We start from the raw sequence: 24,218 nt of genomic DNA, 5'->3' as shown, positions 1-24,218 counted from the left end.
CCAGCTGATCGAGGTTGTTGCGATGACGCTCGGCAGGCGCGGCCCGGGCAGGCGCACCGCGGGCCGGTGCCGAGACGCTCGTCAGGAAGCCACCAGCGTGCGGCCCCTGTGGTGGGTGTAATCCGCGCTTGTCAGGTCAAGTCCCGCGTTGTCTTCCGCAGTGTTCAGCGCCCCGTCACCCTGCGGCGTCTGCCCTCACACCTGCCGTGCTGATGCTGGCAGCCCCGGCGGCCAGCCGCCATCCGCGTCGCAGAAGGACCGTACCCACCCATGATCAGCACACTTCGCGGGCCCCTCGCGGCCGTTTGTGCCGTGCTCGCCCTCGCCCTCACCGGGTGTGGCTCCAGTGCCGCGTCCGACGACGACAGCTCCGGCGGTGCCCGCGACCCCGGGAAGTTGGTCGTCGCGGCGATCCCCTCCGAGGACTCCACCTCGCTCGCCCAGCGCTACGAGGCGGTCATCAAGCTCCTGGAGGACGAGACGGGCAAGGAGGTCGTGCTGCAAAAGGCGACCAACTACGCCGCGGTCATCGAGGCCCAGCGCGCGCACAAGGCCGATATCGCCTTTTACGGGCCGCTCTCCTACGTCGTCGCCAAGGACAGCGGCGTCGATCTGCGCGTCATTGCCTCACCCGTGAAGAACAAGGGTGACGAAACTGGCTACCGGTCGGTCGCCGTAGCCAAGTCCGGCTCCAATATCGGCAGTCTGAAGGACCTCGCCAGGAAAAAGGTGTGCTTCGTGGACGAGAACTCCACGTCCGGCTACCTCTACCCCACGGCCGAGCTGATCAAGGCGGGGGTGGGCGAGAAGGACTACACCCCGATCATGTCCGGCGGCCACGACGCGTCGGTGCTGGCGGTGAACAGCGGCCAGTGCGACGGCGGGTTCGCCACCGAGGACATGGCCACCCGCCAACTTGTCCAGGACAAGAAGATCGACAAGGACGATCTCAAGGTCCTGTGGAAGTCCAGCCTGATCCCCGGTTCCCCGGTCGCCGTCAGCACCGACCTGGCCGACGGACTCCAAAGGAAGATCGCCAACGTCTTCGAGACCAAGGCCAACGCCGACTACCTGCGCTCCAAGGGCTACTGCTCAGGCGGCGAGGACTGCTTGACCGAGGCCAACTGGGGCTACGTCAAGGTCGATGACGCCGACTACAACAGTGTGCGCGACGTGTGCGCCGCCACAAAGAACGAGCAGTGCAAGGCGGGATCGTGATGGCCGACGCCTCCACCCGTACGTCGGCAGCAGCAGCAACCACCGCCGGGAGTGCCCAGGCTGCCAGCTTGGCGGGACACACCGCACAGGCCGGGCGCACCGGACACACCGAGCAATCTGTCCCAACTGGGCAGGCCGGGCAGGTGGGGAGGACCGGGGGCGCCGCGCGGCGGGCCGCAGTTGCATCCGCGCCCGTCGATGACGAGATCGTCGTGCGGATCGACTCCCTGACCAAGCGATTCGGCAGCGGAAGCGTGGCGCTCACCGCCCTGGACGAGGTGTCCTTCGATGTCAGGCGCGGCGAAGTGGTGGCCCTGCTCGGGCTCTCCGGTTCCGGCAAGTCCACGCTGCTCCAGCACATCGACGGCCTACAGACGCCCAGCGCGGGCGGCGGCACCGTCCTTGGCACCAACCTGGCCACCGCGGGACGCGCCGAGCTGCGCGCGCTGCGCCGCCGGATCGGGTTCGTATTCCAGCAGTTCCATCTCATCGGCCGGCTCACCGTGTTGGAGAACGTCTGCACCGGAGCCCTCGGCTCGCTGCGCGGCCCACGACTTGGCCTCTTCAGCTACCCGAGGGCCATCCGCGAAAGGGCCCTTGACCATCTGGAGCGGGTCGGGCTCGCCGACTGGGCCTTCCAGCGCGCGGACACCCTTTCCGGCGGCCAGCAGCAGCGTGTCGGCGTCGCCCGCGCCCTGATGCAGGAGCCCACCATCTTGCTCGCCGACGAACCGGTCGCCTCCCTCGACCCGGAGTCCTCCGGGCAGATCATGCGGCTACTGCGCGAGGTGGCGGACCAAAACCAGCTCACCGTCCTGTGCAGCCTGCACCAGGTTGACCTGGCGCTGTCCTGGGCCGACCGCATCGTGGGACTGCGCGAGGGCCGGGTCGTGATGGATGTGCCGACCAAGGGCATCGGCCGGGACGCGGTCATGCGGCTGTACGCACGGGTGGGCGCGGGCCCGGTGTCCGGCGCGAACCCGGGGCCTGAGCCCCACGCGGGCGCCGCGGCGGTCCTGGCGGTGGGGGCGGGATGACCGTGTCACTGCCCCTCGACCAGCGCCCCACCGCGCCTTTCCCGAAACCTCCGCCGAGCCGTGCCCCCGGCGCCGAACGGGTGCGCTCCCGGCGTACCCTGCACCGCCCCACCACCGCCCGGCTCGCAGCCACCGCCGTCCTGCTGCTCTGCTTCGCGGGCGGAGTGTGGGCCTTTGTGACGCTACAGCTCAACATCGCCACCGTCGTGGACAGCGCCGACAACGCCGTGGACTTCGCGGAGCGCATGCTGCCGCTGGAGTTCCCGCCGCCCGGCGAACTGTTCGAGCTGACCTGGCAGACCCTCGCGATCGTCATCGCCGCCACCACGGTGTCCGTGGTGCTCAGCGTGCCGCTGGCGCTGCTGGCCGCGCACAACACCACCGTGGGCGCCCCCGCGCGCCTTGTCTCCCGGGCCCTGATCGTGCTCGCCCGCGCGATCCCGGATGTGGTGTTCGCCATCGCCGCGTTCCGCGTCTTCGGTCTCGGCGGCATGACCGGCGTCATCGCGATGGGCCTGCACTCGGTGGGCATGGTCGGCAAGTTGTACGCGGACGCCATCGAGGAGACCGACCAAGGGCCGCGTGACGCGCTACGGGCCGTGGGCGCCGGACGGCTCCAGCAGATCACCGGCGCGGTGTTGCCGCAGGTGCTCCCGTCCCTGGTGGCCACGGCGCTGCACCGGCTCGACATCAATCTGCGCGTATCGGTGGTACTTGGCTTCGTCGGTGTCGGCGGGCTCGGGCACGCGTTGTCCAACGCCATCAGCCGCCTCGACTACCAGGAGGCCATGGGCCTGGCCCTTGTAGTGGTGCTGCTCTGCTTCGCCGCCGAGACGCTGTCCGGTGCCGTTCGCCGTACCCTGCTGCCAGACACGGCGCAGCGGGCCGGCCCCGGGCCGCTGCGCCGGCTCACCGCACGGCTGAACACCCTGCGTATCCCGCGTACGCCAGCTGCCGCGCAAGCTCCCCGTACCGCGTCGGCCTCCCCTGCCGCGCAAGCCCCCCGCGCCCGGCCCGCCGCGAGCGTGGCCACCACCCCCGCCGGCCCGCTGCGTAAGCCGGCACGCATAGCGAACGCACCGGCCGGGCCGCCGCACGCGCGTCGCCGGATCAGCCCCTCCTGGGACGCCCGGCGCGTGCGGCGTCTGGGCTGGGCCGCGTTGGTTGCCGGGCTAGTCGGGGCGTCATTCGTACGGGCGGAGGTATCGCCCGATGCCCTGCTGCACGGGGCACAGACACTCTGGCCGACCATCCAGGACTTCCTGCCCCCGGCCTCCGCAGGCGTGGCGGACATCTTGTGGGAGGACCTGTGGATCACGCTGCGCATTGCGTTGGCAGGCACCCTCATCGGTCTCGTTCTCGCCCTGCCGCTGGGCACGCTGGCCGCGCGCAACGTCGTACGGTCGGCCGTCGTCTCCCGGTTCTTCCGCTCTTTGATCCTGCTCATCAGGGGGCTGCCGGAACTGCTGCTCGCCATCGTCTTCGTGGTCATCACCGGCCTCGGCCCGGTAGCCGGCGCACTCGCCCTTGGCATCGGGTCGGTGGGACTGCTCGGCAAGCTCGTGGCGGACTCGCTGGAGGAGATCGGCCCCGGCCCCGCCCAGGCCGCCATGGCGACCGGAGCGGGTCGCGGACAGGTCTTCTTCGCCGCGATCCTGCCGCGTGCCTGGCCCACGGTGCTGGCCCACCTGCTCTACACACTCGATGTGAACATTCGCTCCGCCACCTTGCTCGGCGTCGTCGGCGCGGGCGGCATCGGCTATGACCTACTCAACGCTGCCCGTGTGCAGCAGTTCGACGTGGTCAGCACCATCGTGCTGATGATCTTGATGGTGGTCCTGCTCGTCGAGGGCCTGGCCATCTGGGTACGCAAGATCTTCGCCTGAGCCAGGCACTCCCATGCCGTCTGAGGCCGTCTGAGGCCGTCTGAGCCATGCACCCCATGCCGACCGTCGATTATCAGACACCCGCGGTGAGCGCTGTGAGGCCCGGCGCCGTGTGCCGCTGGGGTAGGGGGGCGGTGCTGGCCCCGTGGCGCGACAACTGTTTCCGGAGTTCACCGGGCGGGGCCGGGCCGTTTACATGCGGGCGCTTGTACGGACAAGTCGCTCTCGCAGGATGCATGACGTGGCCAAAAAAAGCCGGTACGCAGAGATAGCCGATGTGCTCGCCGCGGAGATCGCCGACCAACCAGCCGGCGCCCGGGTCTCCAGTGAGCACGAGATCGCCGCCCGCTTCGCAGTGAGCCGGGCGGCGGCGCGGGCCGCGGTGCAGGAGTTGGAGGGCCGGTTGCTGGTCCGCCGGGTCCGCGGCGCCGGGACCTTCGTGAACCGCCGCATCGACTACGTACTCTCCCAACGCAAGGCGCCGTCGATGCACCAGACCGTACGCGAGGCCGGGGGCACGCCCCGCACCGTCGTATGCGATGTCCGCCGAGTGGCGTTGCGCGGGGAGCTGGCCGCCCGGCTGGAACAGCCCGAGGGCAGCGAGGCGCATCTGCTCGTCCGGCAGTCCTATATCGACGGACTGCTCAGTGGCTGGGCGCAGGAGTGGATACCGCTCGATTTGCTGCCCGAGTTGGACGCGGCCGTGCATGCCGTCGAATCGCTGGACAGCATCCTGCGGCAGATGTGTGGGGTGAGTCCGGTACGGGCCTGGTGCCGGGTCAGTTACTCACTGCCGACGCCGGAGGTCGCCGTTGGCCTGGAGAGCGACCACACCCGACCCGTCTGGCTGATCGAGAGCCTGAGCAGGGACGGGGACACGGGCCGGCCCGTGATGTGCAGCAGCACCTGGAGCCGCCCCGACTCCACGCGCATCATCGTCGAGCTCGACGGGCCGTGGAAATGACCGTTGGCCATGCCGGTGACCGGTCGGTCACGGGACCCGTCGGCCGCCCCACGAGCGGGCCGCGCCCCGAAGGCGCCCCGCGGGCGCCCAGCACCTGAGCCAACCAACACACTCGCCGCGCAAACCACACGGCTCGCATAGACACCGCAAATCACATGGATCACGCGAACCGCATGAACCGCATGAACCGCATGAAAGGAGAATGGCGTGCCCGACACGCTGACTCGGGAACGGCGTTGCGAACTGCTCGCCGCGGCCGAACACGATGAGATCGTGCCCCTCGCCGAACGCCTGCTCACCGAAGGGGCCTTTCCCCGGCCCACCGTGGTGAAGCCCCCGGAGGTCGGCATGGTCGTCCTCCAGGTGCGTGAGCCCGTCGAGGAGACCCGCTTCTACCTGGGCGAAGTTCTGGTGACCGAGTGCTCGGTTGAGGTCGATGGAGTGCCCGGCTGGTGCATGCGCGAGGGGGACGACCGGGTCGCCGCACTCGCGGGGGCCCTGCTGGACGCGGTGGCCGCCGCCGGGCTTCCGGCCCGTACCGACATCGATTCCCTGTGCGCCGCCATCGCCGAGCGCCGGGCGGCCGAGGACGCCGCCGAGTGGGCCGACGTCACGGCCACCACCGTGAACTTCGAGGAGCTGACGTGACCGAGTCCCCCGTGCTGTCCGCGCCCGCCGCACCCGTGCCGCAGGCCGGAGCGCGAGCCCGCGCGCTGCGCCGCAGCCCGCAGGAGTCCCAACGGGACTTCACCGTGCTGCTTGACGTACTCGCCCGACCGGGCAGGATCGGCGCGTTGCGCACCGCGGCCGGCGCGCCCGTCGCCGCGGTCGCGGCCTGCGGGCTTGCCGATGTGGAGGTCGCGCTGCATGTGCTGGCCGCGGACGGGTCCGAGGACGCCGCCTGGGCGCAGGCCGTGTACACCGCCACGGGAGCCCTGAACACCACTGCGGCGGCTGCCCGTTGTGTCGTAGCCCTACGGCCCCTCACCGTCGAGGACGTGGGCGTGCTGCACCGGGGGGAGCCACTCGACCCCGAGACCGGCGCCCGCGTGTTCGCCCAGGTGGACACCCTCACTGATGGCGCTCTGGCGGGTGGCGTCCATGGCGCAGATGACCGGGACGGCGCGGAGGGGGATGCCGTACTGCTGAGCCTGACCGGCCCCGGCATCGCGGATGAGAACCGGCTCGCTGTGCGCGGTCTGTCCGCCACCACCGTGCAGGCCCTCAGCGAAGCCAACGCCGACTATCCCCGTGGCATCGATGTCTTCCTCTGCGCCCGGGACGGCTCCGTCGCCGGACTGCCGCGCACCACCCGGGTCCGCGTCCTGGAAGGAGCCTGACATGGGTTACGCCGGAGTGCGCGGTGGCCAGGAGGCCATTGTGGCGGCGGAGCGGTTGGTGGCGGAGGCGCGTTTTGGTGGTGGTAGCGGTTGGTTGGAGTTGGGGCAGATTACTGAGCGGTTGTCGGCTGCGGTGGATCGGGTGATGGGGGAGGGGGGTTTGTGGGCGCCGGAGTTGGCGGCGCGTGCGTTTCGGCAGGCGCAGGGGGATGTGTTGGAGGCGGCGCAGTTGTTGCGGGCCCACCGCTCCACCCTGCCCCGACTCGGCTACGGCCTGCCTGTCGGTACCCGTGACCTGCGCGCCGTACGGCGTATCAGCCCCGCTGTTCGACAGCCACCCGGCGGGCAACTCCTCGGCCGTACCACCGACTACACCCCCCGAGTGCTCGACCTCACCCCCGATGAACAGTTGCGTACGCAGCGTCCCGCACGCAGCGGCCGTGGCGCAGCGACCGCGTCCCCGCGCACCCACGACGCCATCGAGCCCGACGCGGCGTTGCGCGCCGAGGGCCTGCTGGCCGATCGGCGGGTCACCACCGACCCCGACCCGTACGACATCACCCGCGCCCCCGCGCGGCCCGGCGCCCCGCGTTCGGCACGGCTGAGTGCCATGGCCCGAGCCGAAACGGGGTCGCTGACCCACCTTTGGTACATGTGCTCGCGTGCGCCTCGCCACGACGGCCCCGAGATTCCCCTCGAACTGCGGCGCGGCCGGCTGCCGTTGCGGGTCCGCCACCCGCACACCGGCCGTCCCGTGGTGGTTGCCGCCGCTCGGGTGACCGAGGCCCGTACGGTCCGGCCCACCGGGCGTCCGCGTACGGACGGCACCCGCTTCGACACCGGATACGGGCTGTGCTTCGGCGAAAACGAGCCGAAGGCGCTGGCGATGGCCGGCCTCGACCTCCTGGTGCATCGCGACCCGCACACCGATCGACTGGAGCAAAAGGTGCTGATTGCCCTGGACGGCCCCGAGGCGTCCGGCTTCCTCGAACACCTCAAGCTGCCGCACTACGTGGACTTCCGCTCGACGATGGAGCGGGTCCAGGCGGTACGCGCCGCGGCAGGAGGCGCACGGTGAGCCCGGTGCGCGCTCCGGGCGGTGGCCAGGAGGCCATTGTGGCGGCGGAGCGGTTGGTGGCGGAGGCGCGTTTTGGTGGTGGTAGCGGTTGGTTGGAGTTGGGGCAGATCACTGAGCGGTTGTCGGCTGCGGTGGATCGGGTGATGGGGGAGGGGGGTTTGTGGGCGCCGGAGTTGGCGGCGCGTGCGTTTCGGCAGGCGCAGGGGGATGTGTTGGAGGCGGCGCAGTTGTTGCGGGCCCACCGCTCCACCCTGCCCCGCCTCGGCATCACCCCGGCGGTCTCCACGGGGGAGCTGCGGGTGGTGCGGCGTATCAGCTCGGCGTTCCGTAACCCGCCCGGTGGCCAGATCCTCGGCAAGACCATGGACTATGTGGGCCGACTGCTCGACCTGTTGCCGGAGGAGGAGGGCCGCGCCCGCGCGGCCCAGGCGGCAGCCGCCCAGCACGGGCCTTCGCACTCCCACGACTTCGCTCACGCCCACGCTCACGCTCACACCCACGGGCCGGGGCCTACGCCCGCTCATCGTCACCCACATCGTCCCGGCCAGCCCGGACCCGAGCCTGTGCCCGTACCCTCATCGGCGCCCGCGGCGCCCCAGCCCCCTGGCGCGGGCGAGGTGGAGCGTACGCCCGCCCATGTCCTGGCCGTCTTTCGGGAGATGGGCCTCGTGGCCCCGCCGAGCGGTGCCGCTGACGGGGACCCCGAGCCCTGTGACATCACCCGACAGCCAATCCGTCCCGGCGCTCCCCGCTCCGCCTGGTTGCAGACGATGGCCCGCGCCGACACCGGCTCGCTGCTGCACCTGTGGTACGGCTCTGACTGGCGTCCCGCCGAGCACGAGGTTCCGGGCGAGTTGCGCCACGGGGCCCTGCCCGTACGAGTCGAGCACCCGCACACCGGCCGCCCGGTCACGGTGGCGGAGGTCCGGGTCAGCGAGGTGCAGACCTTTCACAGCCTGACCCGTGAGAGCGGACTGCCCACAAACCTCGACGTCGGCTACGGCATCTGCTTCGGCCACAACGAACGCAAAGCCATCTCGATGGCTGGCCTCGATCTGCTGCTCGCCCACCACGAGGGGGCCGCAGACCTGCAACACGACGTCCTGCTCACGCTCGACGGCCTGGACTCCACCGGCTACGTACAACACCTCAAGCTGCCCCACCACGTCGAGTACCGGTCGGTCATCGAACGTGCCCACGCCGCCCGCGAGGCCGCCCCCGACTCCGGAGACACCGTATGACCACGCATCTGACCACCGAACTCGCCGGCCCGCCGCCCGCCCCCGGCATCTTCGACGAACTCTCCAAGCGCGAAATCCGCCGCGCCGTCCTGAGCGGCATCGCCATCCCCGGCTACCAAGTGCCCTTCGGCTCCCGGGAGATGCCGGTGGCCCGCGGCTGGGGGTCCGGCGGCCTCCAGGTCACTCTCTCCCTCGTCAGCGAGAAATCCCGGCTCAAGGTCATCGACCAGGGCGAGGACGCCGGAGTCAACGCCGCGAACCTGCGCCGGCTCGTGGTCAACCACGTCGGCTGCGAAGAGGAGACCGACACCCGCGAGGCCGACATCATCCAATCCCGCCACCGCATCCCCGAACAGCCGCTGCGCGACGGCCAGGTGCTCGTCCTCCAGGTGCCCGGCGCCGAGCCGCTGGCCGGCATCGTCAAGGAGATGGACGAGCAGCGCCGGATGCACGCCGAGGCCGACTACGCCAAAATGTGGGTCCGGCTCTACGAGGACGTCGTGCACAACGGGCTGGTCACCGCCGCCGCCGGATATCCGGTGCTGGTCGAGGGCCGCTACATCATGACCCCCAGCCCCATCCCGCGCTGGGACGTGCCCAAGCTGAACGGCTCGCAGGCCATCACCATCTTGTCGGCGGGCCGCGAGAAGCGGATCTTCGCCGTCCCGCCGCATACCCATGTAGTCCCCCTCACCTTCGAGGACCGGCCATTCGAGGTCGAGCACACGCCCGGTGCGGCCTGCCGGCTGTGCGGCTCCGCGGACACCTACATCGTGCAGGAGCCCGCCAGGGACGGCCAGTTCAGCACCTGGGCGTGCTCCGACACCGACTTCTGCCGCCGTCGTCGCGCCGGTGACGCCCCGGCCACCGTGCCGCACGTGCAGCCCACCGCGCTCCAGGCCGCCCAGCCCAGTGAGCCCGCCCCGCCCGCACTGGTCCAGCCCGCTGCCCAGCCCGCCCGACGTGATCAGGAAGAGACCGCATGAGCACCGCCGCCACGGCCCCGCCCACCACGTCCGCCCCGCCCACCTGGGCCCTGCGGACCGAGGGGCTCGGCCGCATCTACGGTGACCCCGGCCCCGCCTCCCTCGTCGGCACAGGGCCCGACTTCGGTACGGAGATCTCGCCCGCCACCGGCGCGGTCGTCGCCGCCTGGGACGTTGGCTTCGAGGTCGCGCCCGGCGAAGCCCTTGGCATCATCGGCGAGTCGGGCTCCGGCAAGTCCACCGTGATGCGCTGCATCGCCGGCGACGAACAGGCCACCGCGGGAACCATCGCCCTACGCGGCGTAGGCGACGGCACCGTCAACATCCGAGACCTGAGCCCCACCGCCCGCCGCAAGCTCCGACTCCAGCAGATCTCCGCCGTCTACCAGGACCCGGCCGCCGGGCTCAACCTCGACGTCACAGCGGGCGGCAACATCGCGGACCCACTGACCGCCATCGGCTGGCGCAACTACGGCAGCATCCGACAGCGGGCCGCCGAACTCCTCCAGCGCGTCGAGGTGCCGGTGGGACGCATGGACGACGCGGTGCGTACCTTCTCCGGCGGCATGCGCCAGCGCGTACAGATCGCCAAGGCGCTCGCCAACGACCCGCCGGTGCTGCTCCTTGACGAGCCCACCACCGGACTCGACGCCTCCGTCGCCGCCGGGGTCTTGGACCTGCTGCGCCACCTACTGGAGGAGACCGGGATAGCGGCCGTAGTCGTCTCGCACGACTTCGGCGTCATCGACCTCCTCACCCGCCGCGTCCTGGTCATGCAGCACGGCCGGGTCGTCGAGTCGGGACTGACCGACCAACTCCTTGAGGACCCTCAACACCCCTACAGTCAACAGCTCGTCGCGGCGGCCCGAGGATGAGGACGAGGACGATGACCACCCCACACACCACCTCACACACCACCCCACACACCGGCCCAGCGCCCACCCCAGCGTTCACCCCAACGGCCATCCCAGCGGCCTCGCACCAGGCCGGCCGTGCGCCCGCCGACCCGCCGACCGACCTGCCATCGGACACCGTGCTCTCGGTACGCGGCCTGCGCAAAGGCTTCACCCTGCACACCATCGACGGCAGGACCGTGGACGCGCTGCACGGCGTGGACCTCGATGTCGCCCCCGGCGAACACGTAGCGCTTGCCGGCACCTCAGGCGCCGGCAAGTCCACCCTGCTGCGCTGCGTCTACCGCACCTACCTCTCGGGCGGCGGCAGCATCTGGTTCCGCACCGCGGCCGGTGACCTGCGGGACGTGGCAGCGCTGCCCGACGCCGAGGTGGCCGACCTACGCGGCCAGGAGATCGGCTACGTGTCCCAGTTCCTGCGGCCCCAACCGCGCCGCTCCGTACACGAGATCGTCACCTCAGCCGGGACCGCGCGCGGCATGACCCGCGCCGCCGCGCGTACGGCCGCCGAAGCCGCGCTGCACCAGGTCGCCATCGCCGAGCACCTGTGGGACATGCACGCCACCGTCCTGTCCGGCGGCCAAAAGCAGCGCGTGAACATCGCGGCCGGCACCATCGCACCGCCCCGGCTGCTGCTCCTGGACGAGCCCGTGTCCGCGCTCGACCCGGCCAACCGGGCCGCCGTGCTCGACCTGATCGCCCGCTTGAAGGAGACCGGTACCGCCGTCCTGTCCGTCTTCCACGACCTCGACGCCATCGAGCGCCTGGCCACCCGGGTCGTCGTGCTCGGGGGCGGCCGGGTGCTTGCGGCCGGCCCGCCCAGCGACATCCTGCGTGACTCGAACCTGCCGCTGGAGGTGGCTCGATGAGCCGCTACGTCTTCGTCCACGCTCGCGCCGTACTGCCGGACCGTGTCCTTGACGATGCGCTGGTCACCGTCGAGGACGGGCTGATCACCGAGGTCGGCGACGCCACTGCCGGAGCCGTCCCCGCCGAGGCCGCCGACCTGCGCGGCGCGCTGCTGATGCCGGGCATCGTCGATACCCACAGCGACGCCTTGGAAAGGGAGCAACGGCCCCGACCCACCGTGGAGTTCCCGCCCGAGTTCGCGGTGGTCAGCTTCGAAGGTCGGGTACGGGCCGCCGGCGTCACCACCATGCACCACGCCGTCAGCTACCAGACCCACGCCCGCAAAGACCGCACCATCGAGCGCTCCCTGGCGCTGGCCACCGCCGTCCGTGAACGGGCCGCCGCCGGCCTCAGCCTGATCGACCACAGGCTGCTCCACCGCCTCGACGCCCGTGACGCCGACGCCTTGTCGGTGCTCCGTACCGCGCTGGCCGATCTGCCGGTGGCCGGCGTACCGCCACTGGTCTCCTACGAGGACCACACCCCTGGCCAGGGCCAGTACCGCGACCTCCACTCCTATCTCCGCATGATCCAAGACCAGGAGAAGATCGGCGCGGTGGAGGCCGAAGCGCTCGTGACGCGGCAGATCTCCGCACGCGCGCAGGGCGTACCTCAGCGCGCGGTGGCCCTCGCCTACCTCAGCGAACAGGCGCGCGCCGGGCGCATCCGGCTACTCGCGCACGACGTGGAGAGCCCGGACGAGGTGGCTGGGGTCCGAGAGGCCGGCGCCGCCGTTGCCGAGTTCCCCACTACCATCGCCGCCGCTCGCGCGGCGATGGCCGCAGGCATGTCGGTCGTCGCCGGAGCCCCCAATGTGCTGCGCGGGTCCTCGCACAGCGGCAACGTCAGCGCCACGGAACTGGTCGCGGCCGGCCTGGTCGATAACCTCTCCAGCGACTACATGCCGACCACGCTGCTCGCCGCTGCCCTGTGGCTGGCCAGGGAAGGCGTCGTACCGCTGCCGCGCGCGGTGGCCCTGATCACCTCGGGCGCGGCCAGCACCGCGGGGCTGGCCGACCGTGGCGCCCTGCTTCCTGGTCTGCGCGCCGACCTGATCGTCGTCACGGCGGACAGCGGCCAGCACACCGTACGCATGTCGCTGCTCGCCGAGGAATCCCGACAGACCACCGACGCCCCGGTATCCGTGGCCCGACTGCTCGCCGCCGCGGGAGGCCGGGCATGAGCCAGGCTCCCGGCACTCCGGCCCCGGCGCTCGTCGCAGCCGCCGAAGCAGCACACGCCGCCTACGCCCGTGCCCGCGCCACCCATGGCCGGGCGGCCCTGGCCGAGACCGTCGCCCAGGGCGCGGATGGCACCCCGACCATGCGCATCGACCGCATCGTGGAGGACGCGGTGCTGCACGCCCTGGAGCCGCACGCGGTCAACATCCTCTCCGAGGAGAGTGGTTGGCTCGACCGAGGCAGCGAGGTGACGTTGGTCATCGATCCACTGGACGGGTCGGCCAACGGGGCGGCGGGTGTGCCCCTGACGGCCTTCGCCGGTGCGATCGCGGTCGAGGGCGAGTTCACACAGGCGTACACCAGTTGGCTCGACACCGGCCGCACCTGGTGGGCCCACCGCGACGTTCCCACGCCCTACCGCACTTCGGGCCGGACGGAACTCACCGGTGCCGCCCTGTCGATGTTGCGCCCGCACACCGCCAAACCCGGTCCTGCCGCGGCCTGGTGGGCGGCGGCCTCGCGGGCCGCCCGGGTCCGTATCCTCTCCACCAGCTGCCTGGAAGCGGCCCTGGTCGCCGAGGGGGCGACGGACGCCTTCGCCGATGCCTGCTCGGACACCCATCGCCTGGTTGACCTGGCCGCCGCGGTGGTGATGGTCACCCGCGCGGGCGGTGCGGTCCTGGACGCGTTCGGCCGCCCGATCTGCTTCGACCCGGACCTCACCCGCCGCTGGTCCGGTGTGGTGGCGGCCACGCCACAGCTGGCTTGGGAACTGGTCGATGTGCTATCGCAGGCGGCGCGTTCGGCCCAGCGGGAGGGCTGACGTCTGTGACCGGCCCGGGCCCCGCCCTCGCCCCGCCAGTTGAGGCCGGCGCTGGGGCGGGGTCCGGCGGTGGCAGTGGTGCCCGCGGATGTGGCGTCAGCACGAAGAGGGCGTACAGCACGCGGCGGCCGACGAAATGAGGGGGCATTGCGTCATTTCCATGGTGAAAGTGTGGGGCCAACCACGAGTGGTTGTCGGCGTATGCCTGAGATGGCCGGCTGCTGCGCAGCGTATGTCTGCCTGTTCACGGCGCCGCACCGCCGGTCGTCTCGAAGGGAGGTCGGAGAAATGCCGTTCGGCGCGGCCTGGGAATCCTCTGGGTAACCCGAGGAATTCGGGCCATGAAGCGCGACGCGTGGGGAGCGTGACGTAATAGCCCTCCCACACCGTGTGCCCAGGCAGTGCACAGCAGACCCCGACGAACGTCCGCTAGGCGTCCGTGGTGCAACACGCACTTCTCACGTCGCTGGCGTCAGTGGAAACGGGAAGTATCACTTGCTGGCATCTGATCGGGCTCAGCACCGGTTGGAGCCGTGGTAGTCGGTTGAGCTAGGCGTGCTGGTGCGGTGGTGGGGACTGAGTCGTGCCGTTGTCTCGGGCGAGTGTGGAGGCGAGGCTCTGCGAAACGGTCACCGGGGTACGCGGGAAAGCGGAGGGCGCGGGTAGGTGGGTCCCGAGAAGGCCGGTGTATATCGTTCAATTCTGCACTTTTATAGGGGACTTATGGGCGGCGAAGGCAGGGAAACGGACGTCACCCGGGTCCTATGTGGTGGGCCGCAGGCGATTGATCGCCCGCTGGTCGGCCACCTTCGGCCCGTACGCGCTCGGGTTTCTATCGCCGCAGAGTTGGCCTGTTGTGGAATGTGGGCTGTGGCTATGCAGGTACGGGGTGGCGGAATTTTCTCCGCATTTCGCACCTGGAGAGCCGTTGGCGACACGATGCCGCGGCGAGGATCGCCGGGCGTGAGCCACGCGGGCGGGCGTCGGGTGGGTGGGGATCTCCCACCACAGATGGCGTGAGCGAAATCGCGTGAGAGCCGGGTGCGGTGCCCGAACGCCGTTTCCCGATGAGGTGGCAGACGCTTTCCATACGCCGTACCTGGAGTGCATCGGCGTACGGGGCAGGCCATATGTACAACGTGACCGTAACGATCGGACGCGGGCAGGTACGACTCGGTCCCGATGGCCGAAGGCATGGGGACGAGTTGAACGCGGCCGTTTTTCCCTTGGCGTCGGATGAGGGGGCGATGCGGTCGGACGGTCGTGGGCAGGAATGTCGGTTGCTGACCCGGGGGTTGACCGGTCGGGCCCACCGCGCCGGGCGCCGTGCGGTTGAGCGTCCTGGCATCGGGAGAGAGCGGCGGTTAAGGGGAAAGCTAAGGGGAGAGGCTTACTTACCGCAGCGCTGGCCATCAATGTGGCCTCAATCCCCTGGGTGGGTAGCGGCCCATGTCGATGCCCCCAACGGGCTGAGGAAATATCGGAGCTGTCGAGCGGAGCCGGGAACTGCCGGGAGCTGCCAGGAGCTGCCGGGCGGCGCTCACGATGGCTGGTCCCGGTGGCCGGTCCCGATGTGACTCGTCGCCGTTCTTCGCGTTGGCTGACTGGCGGGGTGCGGTGCCGGGTGCGGGGCGGTGCGGGGCGCGGTCTCGGGGCGTGGTGCTGGGGCGCGGCCCCAACGGCGCGGTGTCCCGGCCGCTGAGGTCCCCACGAAGGTGGCGGCCCATGCCAGCGCAAGCAGCGTCGCTCGCCCGGGAATCCGCTAGTGAGGTCGCTTCAAAGTGATCGCCGCAGCGGGTCCGTGGTGCGTAGACCAGTGCCGAGAGGCGGACCGCGACTCGGGGGATCGTGCCGGCGGTGCTTTGGGTGCCTTCGGCGCCCAAAAGGCGTCCAGCCGGCCGCCGTCATTTCCTTGACGTCGGTGAGGGCCGACATGGGCGAACCATTTCCGGCCGTGCGCGTTGCCCCCGGCGAGCGTAGCGGGAAATCGGCGGGATACGGCTTGCCCCTACCCTGTGGTGCGTTTGAGGAAATCCTGTTCCCAGGCAACGACAGGCTGAAATCCCACCCATGTCCATCACCTTCTGCCCAACGTGAGGACGTTGACCCGTCCCTTCGCCCGGCGCCACGCTGACGAAGGCATAAGCCACGCTGTGCGCCGTCTTCGATCATTCCTGTCTGCCGGACGAGGCGCTCGCGCAAAAGATGGCCTCAGCGCTGGTTTTCCCGCACACAACGCGCTGCCTCATCCGCGCTCAGCGCCGCACTGTGAGATACGGCGAGAAAAGGAGCGGGGCGTTGTCGAAAAGCGCGTCCCCAGCGGCCACGGCCGGGTGGCGCATGGTGCTCGGCACTGTACACACGGATACGCTCAGGCAGATGTGCTGGGGCAAGGACATCGACACGAAGTCCGGGACTCCGTAAATTCCCCACCGCCGATTGGGCCGCCGGCGCCGTAAACGTGTCAGACCTCATCTAATGAGCGGGCTTTACCGCCGGTGTCTGGCAATGCGCTTATGACGAAGATGAAGATACGGGGCGCGGTGCCACTGCCAGGCGAACTGCCGAAATGCCAACCAATCTCCGCTGCGATAGTCGAGTACACGTCAACCGCCGCGTCGCGGACTTTTGGTGAATTCCTGTTCGGCAGCGTCCTAGGCATCCAGATGCTGGTGCGGGCCTGCCGCGGTGCAGCTAGTTGCGGGGCTGTCCACGCCTTGGACCGGTGCGCTCCACGGCGGCGTCGGTGGCGGGCCGATGCGCGCACTCCCGACGCGTGACCCGTCCTATGCGGAACCCGAGGCGGGCAGCGAGATGACCGATTTTGCCTCAAGCCGGAAGTGTGGATTCCTCTTCTTCGTCATCCGACACAGCAACAGCTCGGAGCCCTGTCAATAGCCGGAGATGATCATTCCGCCATTTTGGCCCGTCTGTTGAGTGGCTGGAAGTGTGCTGCTTTACGGGTGGGCGGCTGCGTATGAGAATGACTCCATGTCGAGGATCACTGTTGCGGCACTCGCCTGGTCGCCGATCGACGCAAGGGACGCGAGCGCTGCCACCTCCCGGGCGCCGCCGAGCTGCTAACGGGGAGCTGAGTAAGTTGCTGCTTGACCGGCTGGGCTACGAGCGGTCCAAGGGGTGAGCAGTTGCAAAATAGGAAGGGCGAATTCCGCTATTTGCTCGGCGGTCAGAAGCAGTGTGCCTTCGGCTGCGCATCGACCGGCTCCTTCGCTCCCAAGGGCTTACCTCGACCGTCGAGTAGTATTGCGACTGTTGGTACTCCGGCAAGCTGTTCGTCAAGGGTCGGTAAACAGGCAGGCGACCTATCCGCATCGCACAGTAGTGTGATACCTATCTGTTGATAGCCGAAGTATTCGGCAGGCAATGCGGAAGGGATTCCTCGCGCAATCCGGAAGGGACTTCTCATAATTAATCTGCTGCCTTTGTCGCATGTCCCGATCGGGAACCTAACTGCGAACTTGGTACCGGGTCGGCCCAACTGGCCTTCGGTCCCGCCTCCTGCGCGCAGTGCGGTGTGCTGACCGATGTCTGGCTGCTGACGCCGATCGTGCTGACCGCTCAGGCTCCCGTAGTCGTGCCACAGACGTCGATGCCGTTCGGGCGGCAGCAGCGGCTGCTCTCGGCATCCCGTGAGCACGGCCCGAGACGGTGGTGCAGCAACGACCACCGGGGAAAGCGCGACGTTCGACTGCGAGACGTCTTCCGATGACCGCCGAGCATCTCCCACCCGCTTACCTGGCCATCATTCCCACCATTCTCACCATTCCCACCACCTAGCCTCCCCCGTCGCATCCGCCGCTTCCGCCCGGGCGCAAGCCAACGTCTTCGGTGCCGAAAGGCTGCTCGTGCTTCGGAAGGTCCGGCAACGGACGTCCGTAGCACCGCCGCGTAGTCGAAAGAAAGCCGCGTAGTCGAGAGAAAGGGGACCACCGTGACCCTCCCAAACGAGACTCCCCGCCTCACCGCGGCTCGGGTACGTTCCGTTGGACCGGCGGCGCTGTCGGATCGCAGCGCGGTCACCAGGGAACCGGCCGAATCCCCGCTCACATCCTCGCCTCGCTCCGTGCTGTCGGAGAGCGAAACGCCATCGACGTACGGATCACCGTGCGCTTCGACGCCGGCCACGGGACGCCGCTCGCGGCGCACGCCACCGCGAACGGGAGACGGTTACCCCGTACACGGCGGGGACGACCAGCGCCACGCCGCCGACCGGGCAGACATGGCCGACCGGGGTGTGACGCTGCCGCGCCGGTTACGCAACGGCGAGACCCAGACCGGCATCGGCGCCGTCCGCCTAGGCGTTGAGGCGCCCTGGGAGCCCATTCCGTACCACAATGATCCAGCGAAGCGACGACAGGAGCAGGCACGTTGACACGTCCTGTCACCTGGCGCTGAGGCTGTCCACCCCTCCGCAGGGCAGCCACTCTCAAAAGATCGGTATACACATGATTCGCACTCAGGAACATTGGCCCACCTCCCAACCTGATGTAGTGCGGGGCGACAGCGATGTCACCCGTCCGGACCGCCGACACGGGACCGCACGGCCCGGGTCGATGCGGGCCCAGCGGGGCGAGCGTCCCGGCAACTTCCCTCAGCCGCGGGCTTCCCAGTCGCTGGCCTCCCGGCCGGGCCTGGCTGGCAAGGGGGTTACTCGATGAGCGCCCCCGACACGGTCCTCACGCGCGGCAAGCCCTTCGGCGCACTCGTCGAGTCCCGCGTTCCGAATGCCGACCCGGGCCTGATCGCGCCGGAAGAGGCTCGGGCGCTGGTGCTGGAACATCGCGTGGTGGTGCTGCGCGGCTTCCGCATCTGGGAGCGCGATGAGATGACCGAGTACGCGCGGCTTTGGGGCCCGCTGCTCTCTTGGAACTTTGGCGAGATCCTCGACCTTGCGGTGCATGACGACCCCAAGGACTACGTCTTCACCCAGGGGCCGGTGCCCTATCACTGGGACGGCGCCTTCGCCGAGAAGGTGCCCTCACACCAGATCTTCCAGTGTGTGCGCGCCCCCGTCGCCGGCGGTCAGACCGTCTTTTGTGACACCGGGCTCGTCTTGGCCGGATTGCCGGCCGAGACACGACAGGTGTGGGAGCGCCTGAATGTCACGTACCGCAAGGAGCAGACGGCGCACTACGGCGGGCACATCACCGCCCCGCTGATCCAGCAGCACCCGCACACCGACGCACCGGTCGTGCGCTATGCGGAACCGCTCGATCCCGAGCGGTTCCTGAGCCCGCTGTTCTTGGACGTGGAGGGGCTTCCCGACGACCTGTCGCAGGAGGAGTTCTTCCAGGACATCGAGGAGCGCCTCTACGCCGAGGACGTCACCTATTACCACGACTGGCAGGACGGCGACATCGTCCTCACCGATAACCATGCGTTGCTGCATGGCCGTACCGCCTTCTCCGGGAGCGGGGCACGGCACCTTCGGCGCGTACACGTCTTATGACCACCACGAACGGGGAAAACATGACAGAGCAACTGAAGCCGTACTACGACGTTGTCATCATGGGCGGCGGGCCCGGAGGCTCGACCCTCGCGGCGCTCCTGATGAAGCAGGGCGGGTTGAGCGTCGCCGTGCTGGAAAAGGAGCACTTCCCCCGCGAGCACATAGGGGAGTCCTTCGCGCACCCGCTCATACCCGTTCTTGAGGAGAGCGGCGTACTGGACAAGGTCATGGCGAGTGACTGCTGGGTGAAGAAGTTCGGCGGGATCTTCCAGTGGCGCGGTGACGAGCCCCATGTCGCGTTCTTCGACCACACCAACACGGTCCGCGACGGAGTCCACCGCTGGGCCGTGCACGTCAACCGCGCCGATTTCGACAAGATCCTGCTGGACCACGCGGCGGAGACCGGCGCCGAGGTCTTCGAGGGTGCGTCCGTTTCCCGTTGCACGATGACGCCTGACGGCAGCGCCCGCGAGGTGGTCCTCAAGGACGGCCGTACGGTGCGGGCCGGTTGGTTCGTGGACGCCTCGGGGCGTCGCAACAGCATTGTCACGAACAAGAAGCGCAACTGGCTCTCGGGCTACCGCAACATCGCCATCTGGCAGCACTACCTGGGCGGGAAGAAGACCCAGACCCTGGACGGGGACTGGAACATCTTCCGCGAGAAGGACCAGTCGCCCATCGGGTGCTTCGCCTTCCGTGACGGTTGGTGTTGGTACATTCCGGTGCCGAAGATCGTCAATGGCGAACGCGTAGTGACGCACTCCATCGGCATCGTCACCGACCCGGCCATCCTCAAGCAGGACGGCTGCGACTTCACCGACCCGCAGGTATTCCTCCGTACGGTCAAGGACGTTCCCAAGCTGCGTGAGCTGATCCAGGACGTCAAACCCGTCGCCGACGGCGTGCTCACGGCCACCAACTACTCGATGATCAACGACAATTTCGCGAACTACGACGAGCGGTGGATTCTGCTCGGCGACGCCTCCTACTTCGTGGACCCGCTCTTCTCCTCCGGGGTGGCCTTCGCGACCAACCAGGCCGTGGCAGCCGCCACGCTGCTGGGCAAGACGTCGGACGGAACACTGGACGATCCGCAGGTGCGGGGTCTGTGGCGGGACTACGACGTCGAGTGGCACGGCATGGCGGTGACCTTCGCGCTCTCCATCGACCAGTGGTATTACGCCATCGGGCAGGACAACCCCGACAGCATCTACTGGAACAGCCGCGGCAAGGCGGGCTCGCTCGGCATCACCCACGAGCAGTCCTTCCACGCCCTGTTGAACACCGCCTTCACTCCCGACCTCCTTGAGGTGCTCGCCCAAGGCGAGGGAGTGGACGCCCTCGACGTCACCGGGCCCTTCATGGTGGCGTACGCCGAGGCCCACGGTCTCAACCTTGACGAGGGCACCGAGGTCACACTGGCCCCCGGCGTCGAGGTGTCGGCGGGGCCCGGGCTCGACGTTCCCGGCTTCAAGGCGGCCGTCCCGCCGATCCCCGAGATGATGACCGAGGAAGAGCAGAAGGGCGCCTCCACGTACTGGGACGACCCGATGCGCAACGCGGACGCCACCCCGTCCTCGCTCGGCAGGACGGTGCCGTGCCATCGTTTCGCCTTCAAGGGCAAGCCCGATGCCGAACAGGTGCGCGGCATCGATGCCTGGGACGGCGCGGCCCAGATCACCGAACGGCTGCGCCAGGGCCCCGTCTTGTGGGAGGAGTTGATCCGTTCGCTCGACGGTGCCGGGCAGCGATTCCTGCGGCGCCTGCTGCACGCAGGCATGCTTGACCTGGGCGGTGCGAGCAGGGGGGCGCATGAGCCTCGTTGAGGCCAGAGGCACTCCCGACACTAGTGAGGGAGAGGACCGTCCTCGCGGCAGACGTCAGCGCCTGCTGGGTTACGCCGCACTCGTCGCGCTCCCCGCCATCATCTGTGTCGTCGCGCTCATCGCCGCGCCCGAGGGATCGGGCGCGGCGGGGGCGGGGCACGGTGTGGACCACACCACGGCCAAGCTGCTGCTCGCCGCCTCGGGGGTCCTCGCGGTGGCGCTCGGCGCCGGGGCGCTGGCAGTCCGCATCGGCCAGCCGCGAGTCATGGGGGAGATCTGTGCCGGGCTGGCCCTTGGGCCCTCGGTACTCGGCCAGGTGGCCCCCGACGTGTCGGACTGGATCTTCCCGGCCAAGGTGGTGACGGGGCTTGACGCCCTGGCCCAACTCGGCCTCGTCCTCTTCATGTTCGGGGTGGGCCAAGAACTGGCTCAGGCTCGGCAAACCCGCGTCGAGCGGGGGTTCGCCCTGGTGACCTGCGCCTCCTTCCTGGTGCCGTTCGCCGCCGGCACCGCAACGGCCCTGTGGCTGTGGGAGGAACACAGCGGAAGCACGCAAAACCCGCTCGCGTTCGCTCTGTTCCTAGGGTGCTCGCTCAGTGTCACGGCCTTCCCCGTCCTTGCCAGAGTCCTCACCGACCTCGGGTTGCTGAAAACCCGCACGGGCCGGCTCAGCCTCTACGCGGCGGCAGTGGGGGACGGGGTCTGCTGGGTGGTGCTCACCGCGGCTCTTGCGCTGGCCTCGGGCGAGGGCGCGGGCGGCCAGTGGTGGAAACTGCTGCTCTTCGTGGCAACGGCCGTCGTACTCCTTGGGCCGGTTCGCATCTGGCTCGCACGGCTGCTCGACGGCAGCACGAAGCACTCGCCGGTCATCACGAGCACCCTGTGCATTGCCGGCGTCGCTGCCTCGGCGGGAGTGACGGCCCTCCTCGGCATTCATCAGCTCATCGGCGCGTTTCTCTTCGGCCTCGCCTGGCCGCATATCTCGGGGAAGGGCGACGATGCGGTGGCACTGTCGTCCGTCACCACCCTCGCGGGGCTCTTGCTGCCGTTCTTCTTCCTGGGGTTCGGTCTCTCCCTCGATCTGGGGGACCTCTCCCTGGACGCGGACGGCGCCCTACTCCTGGCGGGGTTGCTGACACTGGCCACGCTCACGAAGGTGATCGGCGCGGGGGTGGCCGGCTATCTGACGGGGCTCTCCCGAGCCCGTTCGCTGGAGCTCGGGATCTTGATGAACACGCGTGGCCTGACCGAACTAGTCGTCCTCGGCATCGGCCACGAAGCGGAGGTGATCGACACGCAGCTCTTTGTGGTGCTCGTCGTCGTCACCCTCGTGACCACCGCCATGACCGGGCCGGGGCTCCGATTGATCTGGGCCCTGCGTTCCGACCCTCGGGTCTGACGGGGGCAACTGCCTCGCCGTTACGCGGTAACAGAAAACAATAGTCACGGAAAGTAACGCAGTCACCGGAAACAACGACGGTGTCCAAGGGACCATATGAAGGACCGGCCGTGGCGCTCACCGCAGGGCCACGGTCGGAGGCGGGAGCACGGCCTACGGGACGCGAACGGCGTCCCTGGCCGATGCTCCCGTACGAATGTTCAGCGGCCTCGCAAGTGCCCACAGTGTCCACAGTGCCCACAGTGTCCTCAGTGCTCACAGGGGCCGCAGCGGGGGAGCGGAGCGAGTGGCGGCCGTCGGCACCTATGGCCTCGTGTTCACCACTGCCCTCGTGCTCACCACGTTCTTTCACCGGGTGCCGCAGGTGTTATCCCTCGATTATCAGGAGCGGAACAGATGAGTCCAAACCAGCGGGACGAAGCAGATCAGGAGAAGGCGCTCGCGGGGTGGCGCGAGATTTTGGGGGCCGAGGGGGTCCTGCATACGCCGGCCGCGCTGGCCGCGGTGGGGCGCAACACCTCCGCCTTCCCGCCACGTGATGTGACCGCCGTGCTACGTCCCACGCAGGCGGCGCAGATCCCCGATGTCGTACGGGTAGCACGCGAGCAGCAGGTGCCGCTCCACCCCGTCAGTACCGGGCTTAACTGGGGCCTCGGCTCGAAGCTGCCGGTCCGCCCCGGCTCCGCACTCCTTGACCTGTCCGGCATGAACCGCATCCGTTACGTCGATGCGCGGGGCCGGTTCGCCGTGGTGGAGCCCGGTGTGACCCAAAAGCAGCTGGCCGACCACCTGGCCGAGCACGCACCCGACCTGGTCACCAACGTGACCGGCTCGTCCCCGAATTCGTCGGTGATGGGCAACTTGCTGGAGCGCGGCACGGGCTTTCGGCGGCACCGGGCGGAGGAGGTACGGGGCCTCGAAGTAGTGCTCGGCACCGGGGAGTTGATACGTACCGGCCTATGGTCTGGTGCCGACGCTCGCCACTCGCATCACTACCGCCATGGCCTCGGTCCTGGACTGGACGGGCTGTTCGTCCAGTCCAACTTGGGCATCGTGACCGCCGCGGTGGTCGATCTGCTGCCACGGCGCGAGGAACTGCGCCTGCTGATGTTCTCCTTCTCCGAAAAGGTGCTGCCGGGGGTGGTGGACGCGGTGGGCGCGTTGTTCACCGCGGACATACTCCGGTCGATCGTGCATTTCTTCAACGACAAGCGCATCCTGTCCATGACCGCCAGTACCCAGGTGCCCACCTGGACCGGAGTGGTGGCGCTGGATGGGACACAGGCCCAGGTGCAGGTGGCCGTGCAGGAGGCCCGTGGCCCCCTCGCGGCCGTGGGGGCCGCGGTGCGGGAGATCACCGCGGCAGACGCCGCGGGCGACGAGGCCGATCCGTTGATCACCGCGATGTTCGATGTGCACTCGGGGCGCCCGACCACCGCATTCCTCCAAGGGCTGCACCAGGCAACGGGCGCCACCACCGTGCCGGACGCAGCGACCTTGGACGCCCTGGACGACTCCACGATCGGCTACCTGGCCTGCATGCCAGTCGTCGCCGTCGAGGGTGCGACCGTCCGTGACCTGATGGCTACGGTGGAGCGGATCTGCGCTAAGCACGGCATCGTGCCCGCCCTCGCGATCAACCCCATGAACGCCGACTACGCCGAATCCGTCATCAACCTCTACTTCGACCGCACCGACCCCCAGCAGACAGCGTCCGCGCATGCATGTAACGACGACCTGCACCGGCAGTTGTACGCGGAAGGGTTCCGGTTCTACCGCATCGGCATCGATGCCATGGAGTTCATGACGGAGCAGGACACGGCGCCCTGGGGAACCATCGCCCGGCTCAAGGCCGCGCTCGACCCCGACGGCGTCATAGCCCCCGGCCGTTACTGCCCCATCTCCGGCTGACCCGACCGGTGCGCGGCGACTCCCCTTGGGCTGTG

General features: G+C 69.2%; 18 protein-coding genes. All 18 read left to right on the top strand.

The features are described 5' to 3' along the window. Positions 1-270 precede the first annotated feature (270 nt). The gene (locus tag FHS42_RS12085; RefSeq protein ID WP_184571960.1) at positions 271-1,218 is read left to right on the top strand and encodes a phosphate/phosphite/phosphonate ABC transporter substrate-binding protein; all 948 of its coding nucleotides are present in this window, start codon (positions 271-273) and stop codon (positions 1,216-1,218) included. Next, entirely contained in the window at positions 1,218-2,255 is a 1,038-nt protein-coding gene (phnC, locus tag FHS42_RS12080; RefSeq protein WP_221476392.1) for a phosphonate ABC transporter ATP-binding protein, read from the top strand. The genes FHS42_RS12085 and phnC overlap by 1 nt, the downstream gene beginning before the upstream one ends. Continuing rightward, the gene (gene phnE / locus FHS42_RS12075; protein WP_184571958.1) at positions 2,252-4,141 is read left to right on the top strand and encodes a phosphonate ABC transporter, permease protein PhnE; all 1,890 of its coding nucleotides are present in this window, start codon (positions 2,252-2,254) and stop codon (positions 4,139-4,141) included. The genes phnC and phnE overlap by 4 nt, the downstream gene beginning before the upstream one ends. 241 nt (positions 4,142-4,382) lie before the next feature. After that, positions 4,383-5,105, top strand: coding sequence for a GntR family transcriptional regulator (locus tag FHS42_RS12070; RefSeq protein ID WP_221476391.1), 723 nt, complete (start codon positions 4,383-4,385; stop codon positions 5,103-5,105). A gap of 207 nt (positions 5,106-5,312) precedes the next feature. Continuing rightward, a complete protein-coding gene (phnG, locus tag FHS42_RS12065; protein WP_184571956.1) occupies positions 5,313-5,753 on the top strand; it encodes a phosphonate C-P lyase system protein PhnG in 441 nt (146 codons plus the stop codon). Further along, positions 5,750-6,445, top strand: coding sequence for a phosphonate C-P lyase system protein PhnH (gene phnH, locus FHS42_RS12060; protein WP_184571954.1), 696 nt, complete (start codon positions 5,750-5,752; stop codon positions 6,443-6,445). Before phnG ends, phnH begins: the two co-directional genes overlap by 4 nt. A 1-nt stretch (position 6,446) precedes the next feature. Continuing rightward, positions 6,447-7,523 (top strand): carbon-phosphorus lyase complex subunit PhnI, encoded by a 1,077-nt coding sequence (locus FHS42_RS12055; RefSeq protein WP_184571952.1) that lies wholly within the window; start codon positions 6,447-6,449, stop codon positions 7,521-7,523. Next, entirely contained in the window at positions 7,520-8,764 is a 1,245-nt protein-coding gene (locus FHS42_RS12050; RefSeq protein WP_184571950.1) for a carbon-phosphorus lyase complex subunit PhnI, read from the top strand. The genes FHS42_RS12055 and FHS42_RS12050 overlap by 4 nt, the downstream gene beginning before the upstream one ends. Continuing rightward, positions 8,761-9,750 carry an alpha-D-ribose 1-methylphosphonate 5-phosphate C-P-lyase PhnJ gene (locus FHS42_RS36195; RefSeq protein WP_221476390.1) on the top strand — a complete coding sequence of 330 codons (990 nt, stop codon included), beginning with the start codon at positions 8,761-8,763 and terminating at the stop codon, positions 9,748-9,750. Before FHS42_RS12050 ends, FHS42_RS36195 begins: the two co-directional genes overlap by 4 nt. Further along, entirely contained in the window at positions 9,747-10,625 is an 879-nt protein-coding gene (locus tag FHS42_RS36190) for an ATP-binding cassette domain-containing protein (protein ID WP_221476389.1), read from the top strand. The genes FHS42_RS36195 and FHS42_RS36190 overlap by 4 nt, the downstream gene beginning before the upstream one ends. An 11-nt stretch (positions 10,626-10,636) precedes the next feature. After that, positions 10,637-11,533 (top strand): ATP-binding cassette domain-containing protein, encoded by an 897-nt coding sequence (locus FHS42_RS12040; RefSeq protein ID WP_184571948.1) that lies wholly within the window; start codon positions 10,637-10,639, stop codon positions 11,531-11,533. After that, positions 11,530-12,756, top strand: coding sequence for an alpha-D-ribose 1-methylphosphonate 5-triphosphate diphosphatase (locus tag FHS42_RS12035; protein WP_184571947.1), 1,227 nt, complete (start codon positions 11,530-11,532; stop codon positions 12,754-12,756). Before FHS42_RS12040 ends, FHS42_RS12035 begins: the two co-directional genes overlap by 4 nt. After that, a complete protein-coding gene (locus FHS42_RS12030; RefSeq protein WP_184571945.1) occupies positions 12,753-13,577 on the top strand; it encodes an inositol monophosphatase family protein in 825 nt (274 codons plus the stop codon). The genes FHS42_RS12035 and FHS42_RS12030 overlap by 4 nt, the downstream gene beginning before the upstream one ends. Positions 13,578-17,529: 3,952 nt before the next feature. Then, a complete protein-coding gene (locus FHS42_RS12025) occupies positions 17,530-17,970 on the top strand; it encodes a hypothetical protein (protein ID WP_184571943.1) in 441 nt (146 codons plus the stop codon). Between the two features lie 282 nt (positions 17,971-18,252). Continuing rightward, complete coding sequence (locus FHS42_RS12020; protein ID WP_184571941.1) at positions 18,253-19,047, top strand: TauD/TfdA dioxygenase family protein; 795 nt, start codon at positions 18,253-18,255, stop codon at positions 19,045-19,047. A 20-nt stretch (positions 19,048-19,067) separates the two neighbouring features. Further along, the gene (locus FHS42_RS12015; RefSeq protein WP_221476388.1) at positions 19,068-20,873 is read left to right on the top strand and encodes an NAD(P)/FAD-dependent oxidoreductase; all 1,806 of its coding nucleotides are present in this window, start codon (positions 19,068-19,070) and stop codon (positions 20,871-20,873) included. Further along, complete coding sequence (locus FHS42_RS12010) at positions 20,860-22,272, top strand: cation:proton antiporter domain-containing protein (RefSeq protein WP_184571939.1); 1,413 nt, start codon at positions 20,860-20,862, stop codon at positions 22,270-22,272. Before FHS42_RS12015 ends, FHS42_RS12010 begins: the two co-directional genes overlap by 14 nt. A 396-nt stretch (positions 22,273-22,668) precedes the next feature. After that, complete coding sequence (locus FHS42_RS12005; protein WP_184571937.1) at positions 22,669-24,183, top strand: FAD-binding oxidoreductase; 1,515 nt, start codon at positions 22,669-22,671, stop codon at positions 24,181-24,183. The last annotated feature ends 35 nt before the right edge of the window (positions 24,184-24,218 follow it).

The organism is Streptomyces zagrosensis (assembly GCF_014203645.1).
Classification (GTDB): Bacteria; Actinomycetota; Actinomycetes; order Streptomycetales; family Streptomycetaceae; genus Streptomyces; species Streptomyces zagrosensis.
The sequence above is the reverse complement of the archived record's forward strand: the minus strand, read 5'-3'. Positions and strand labels throughout refer to the sequence as shown.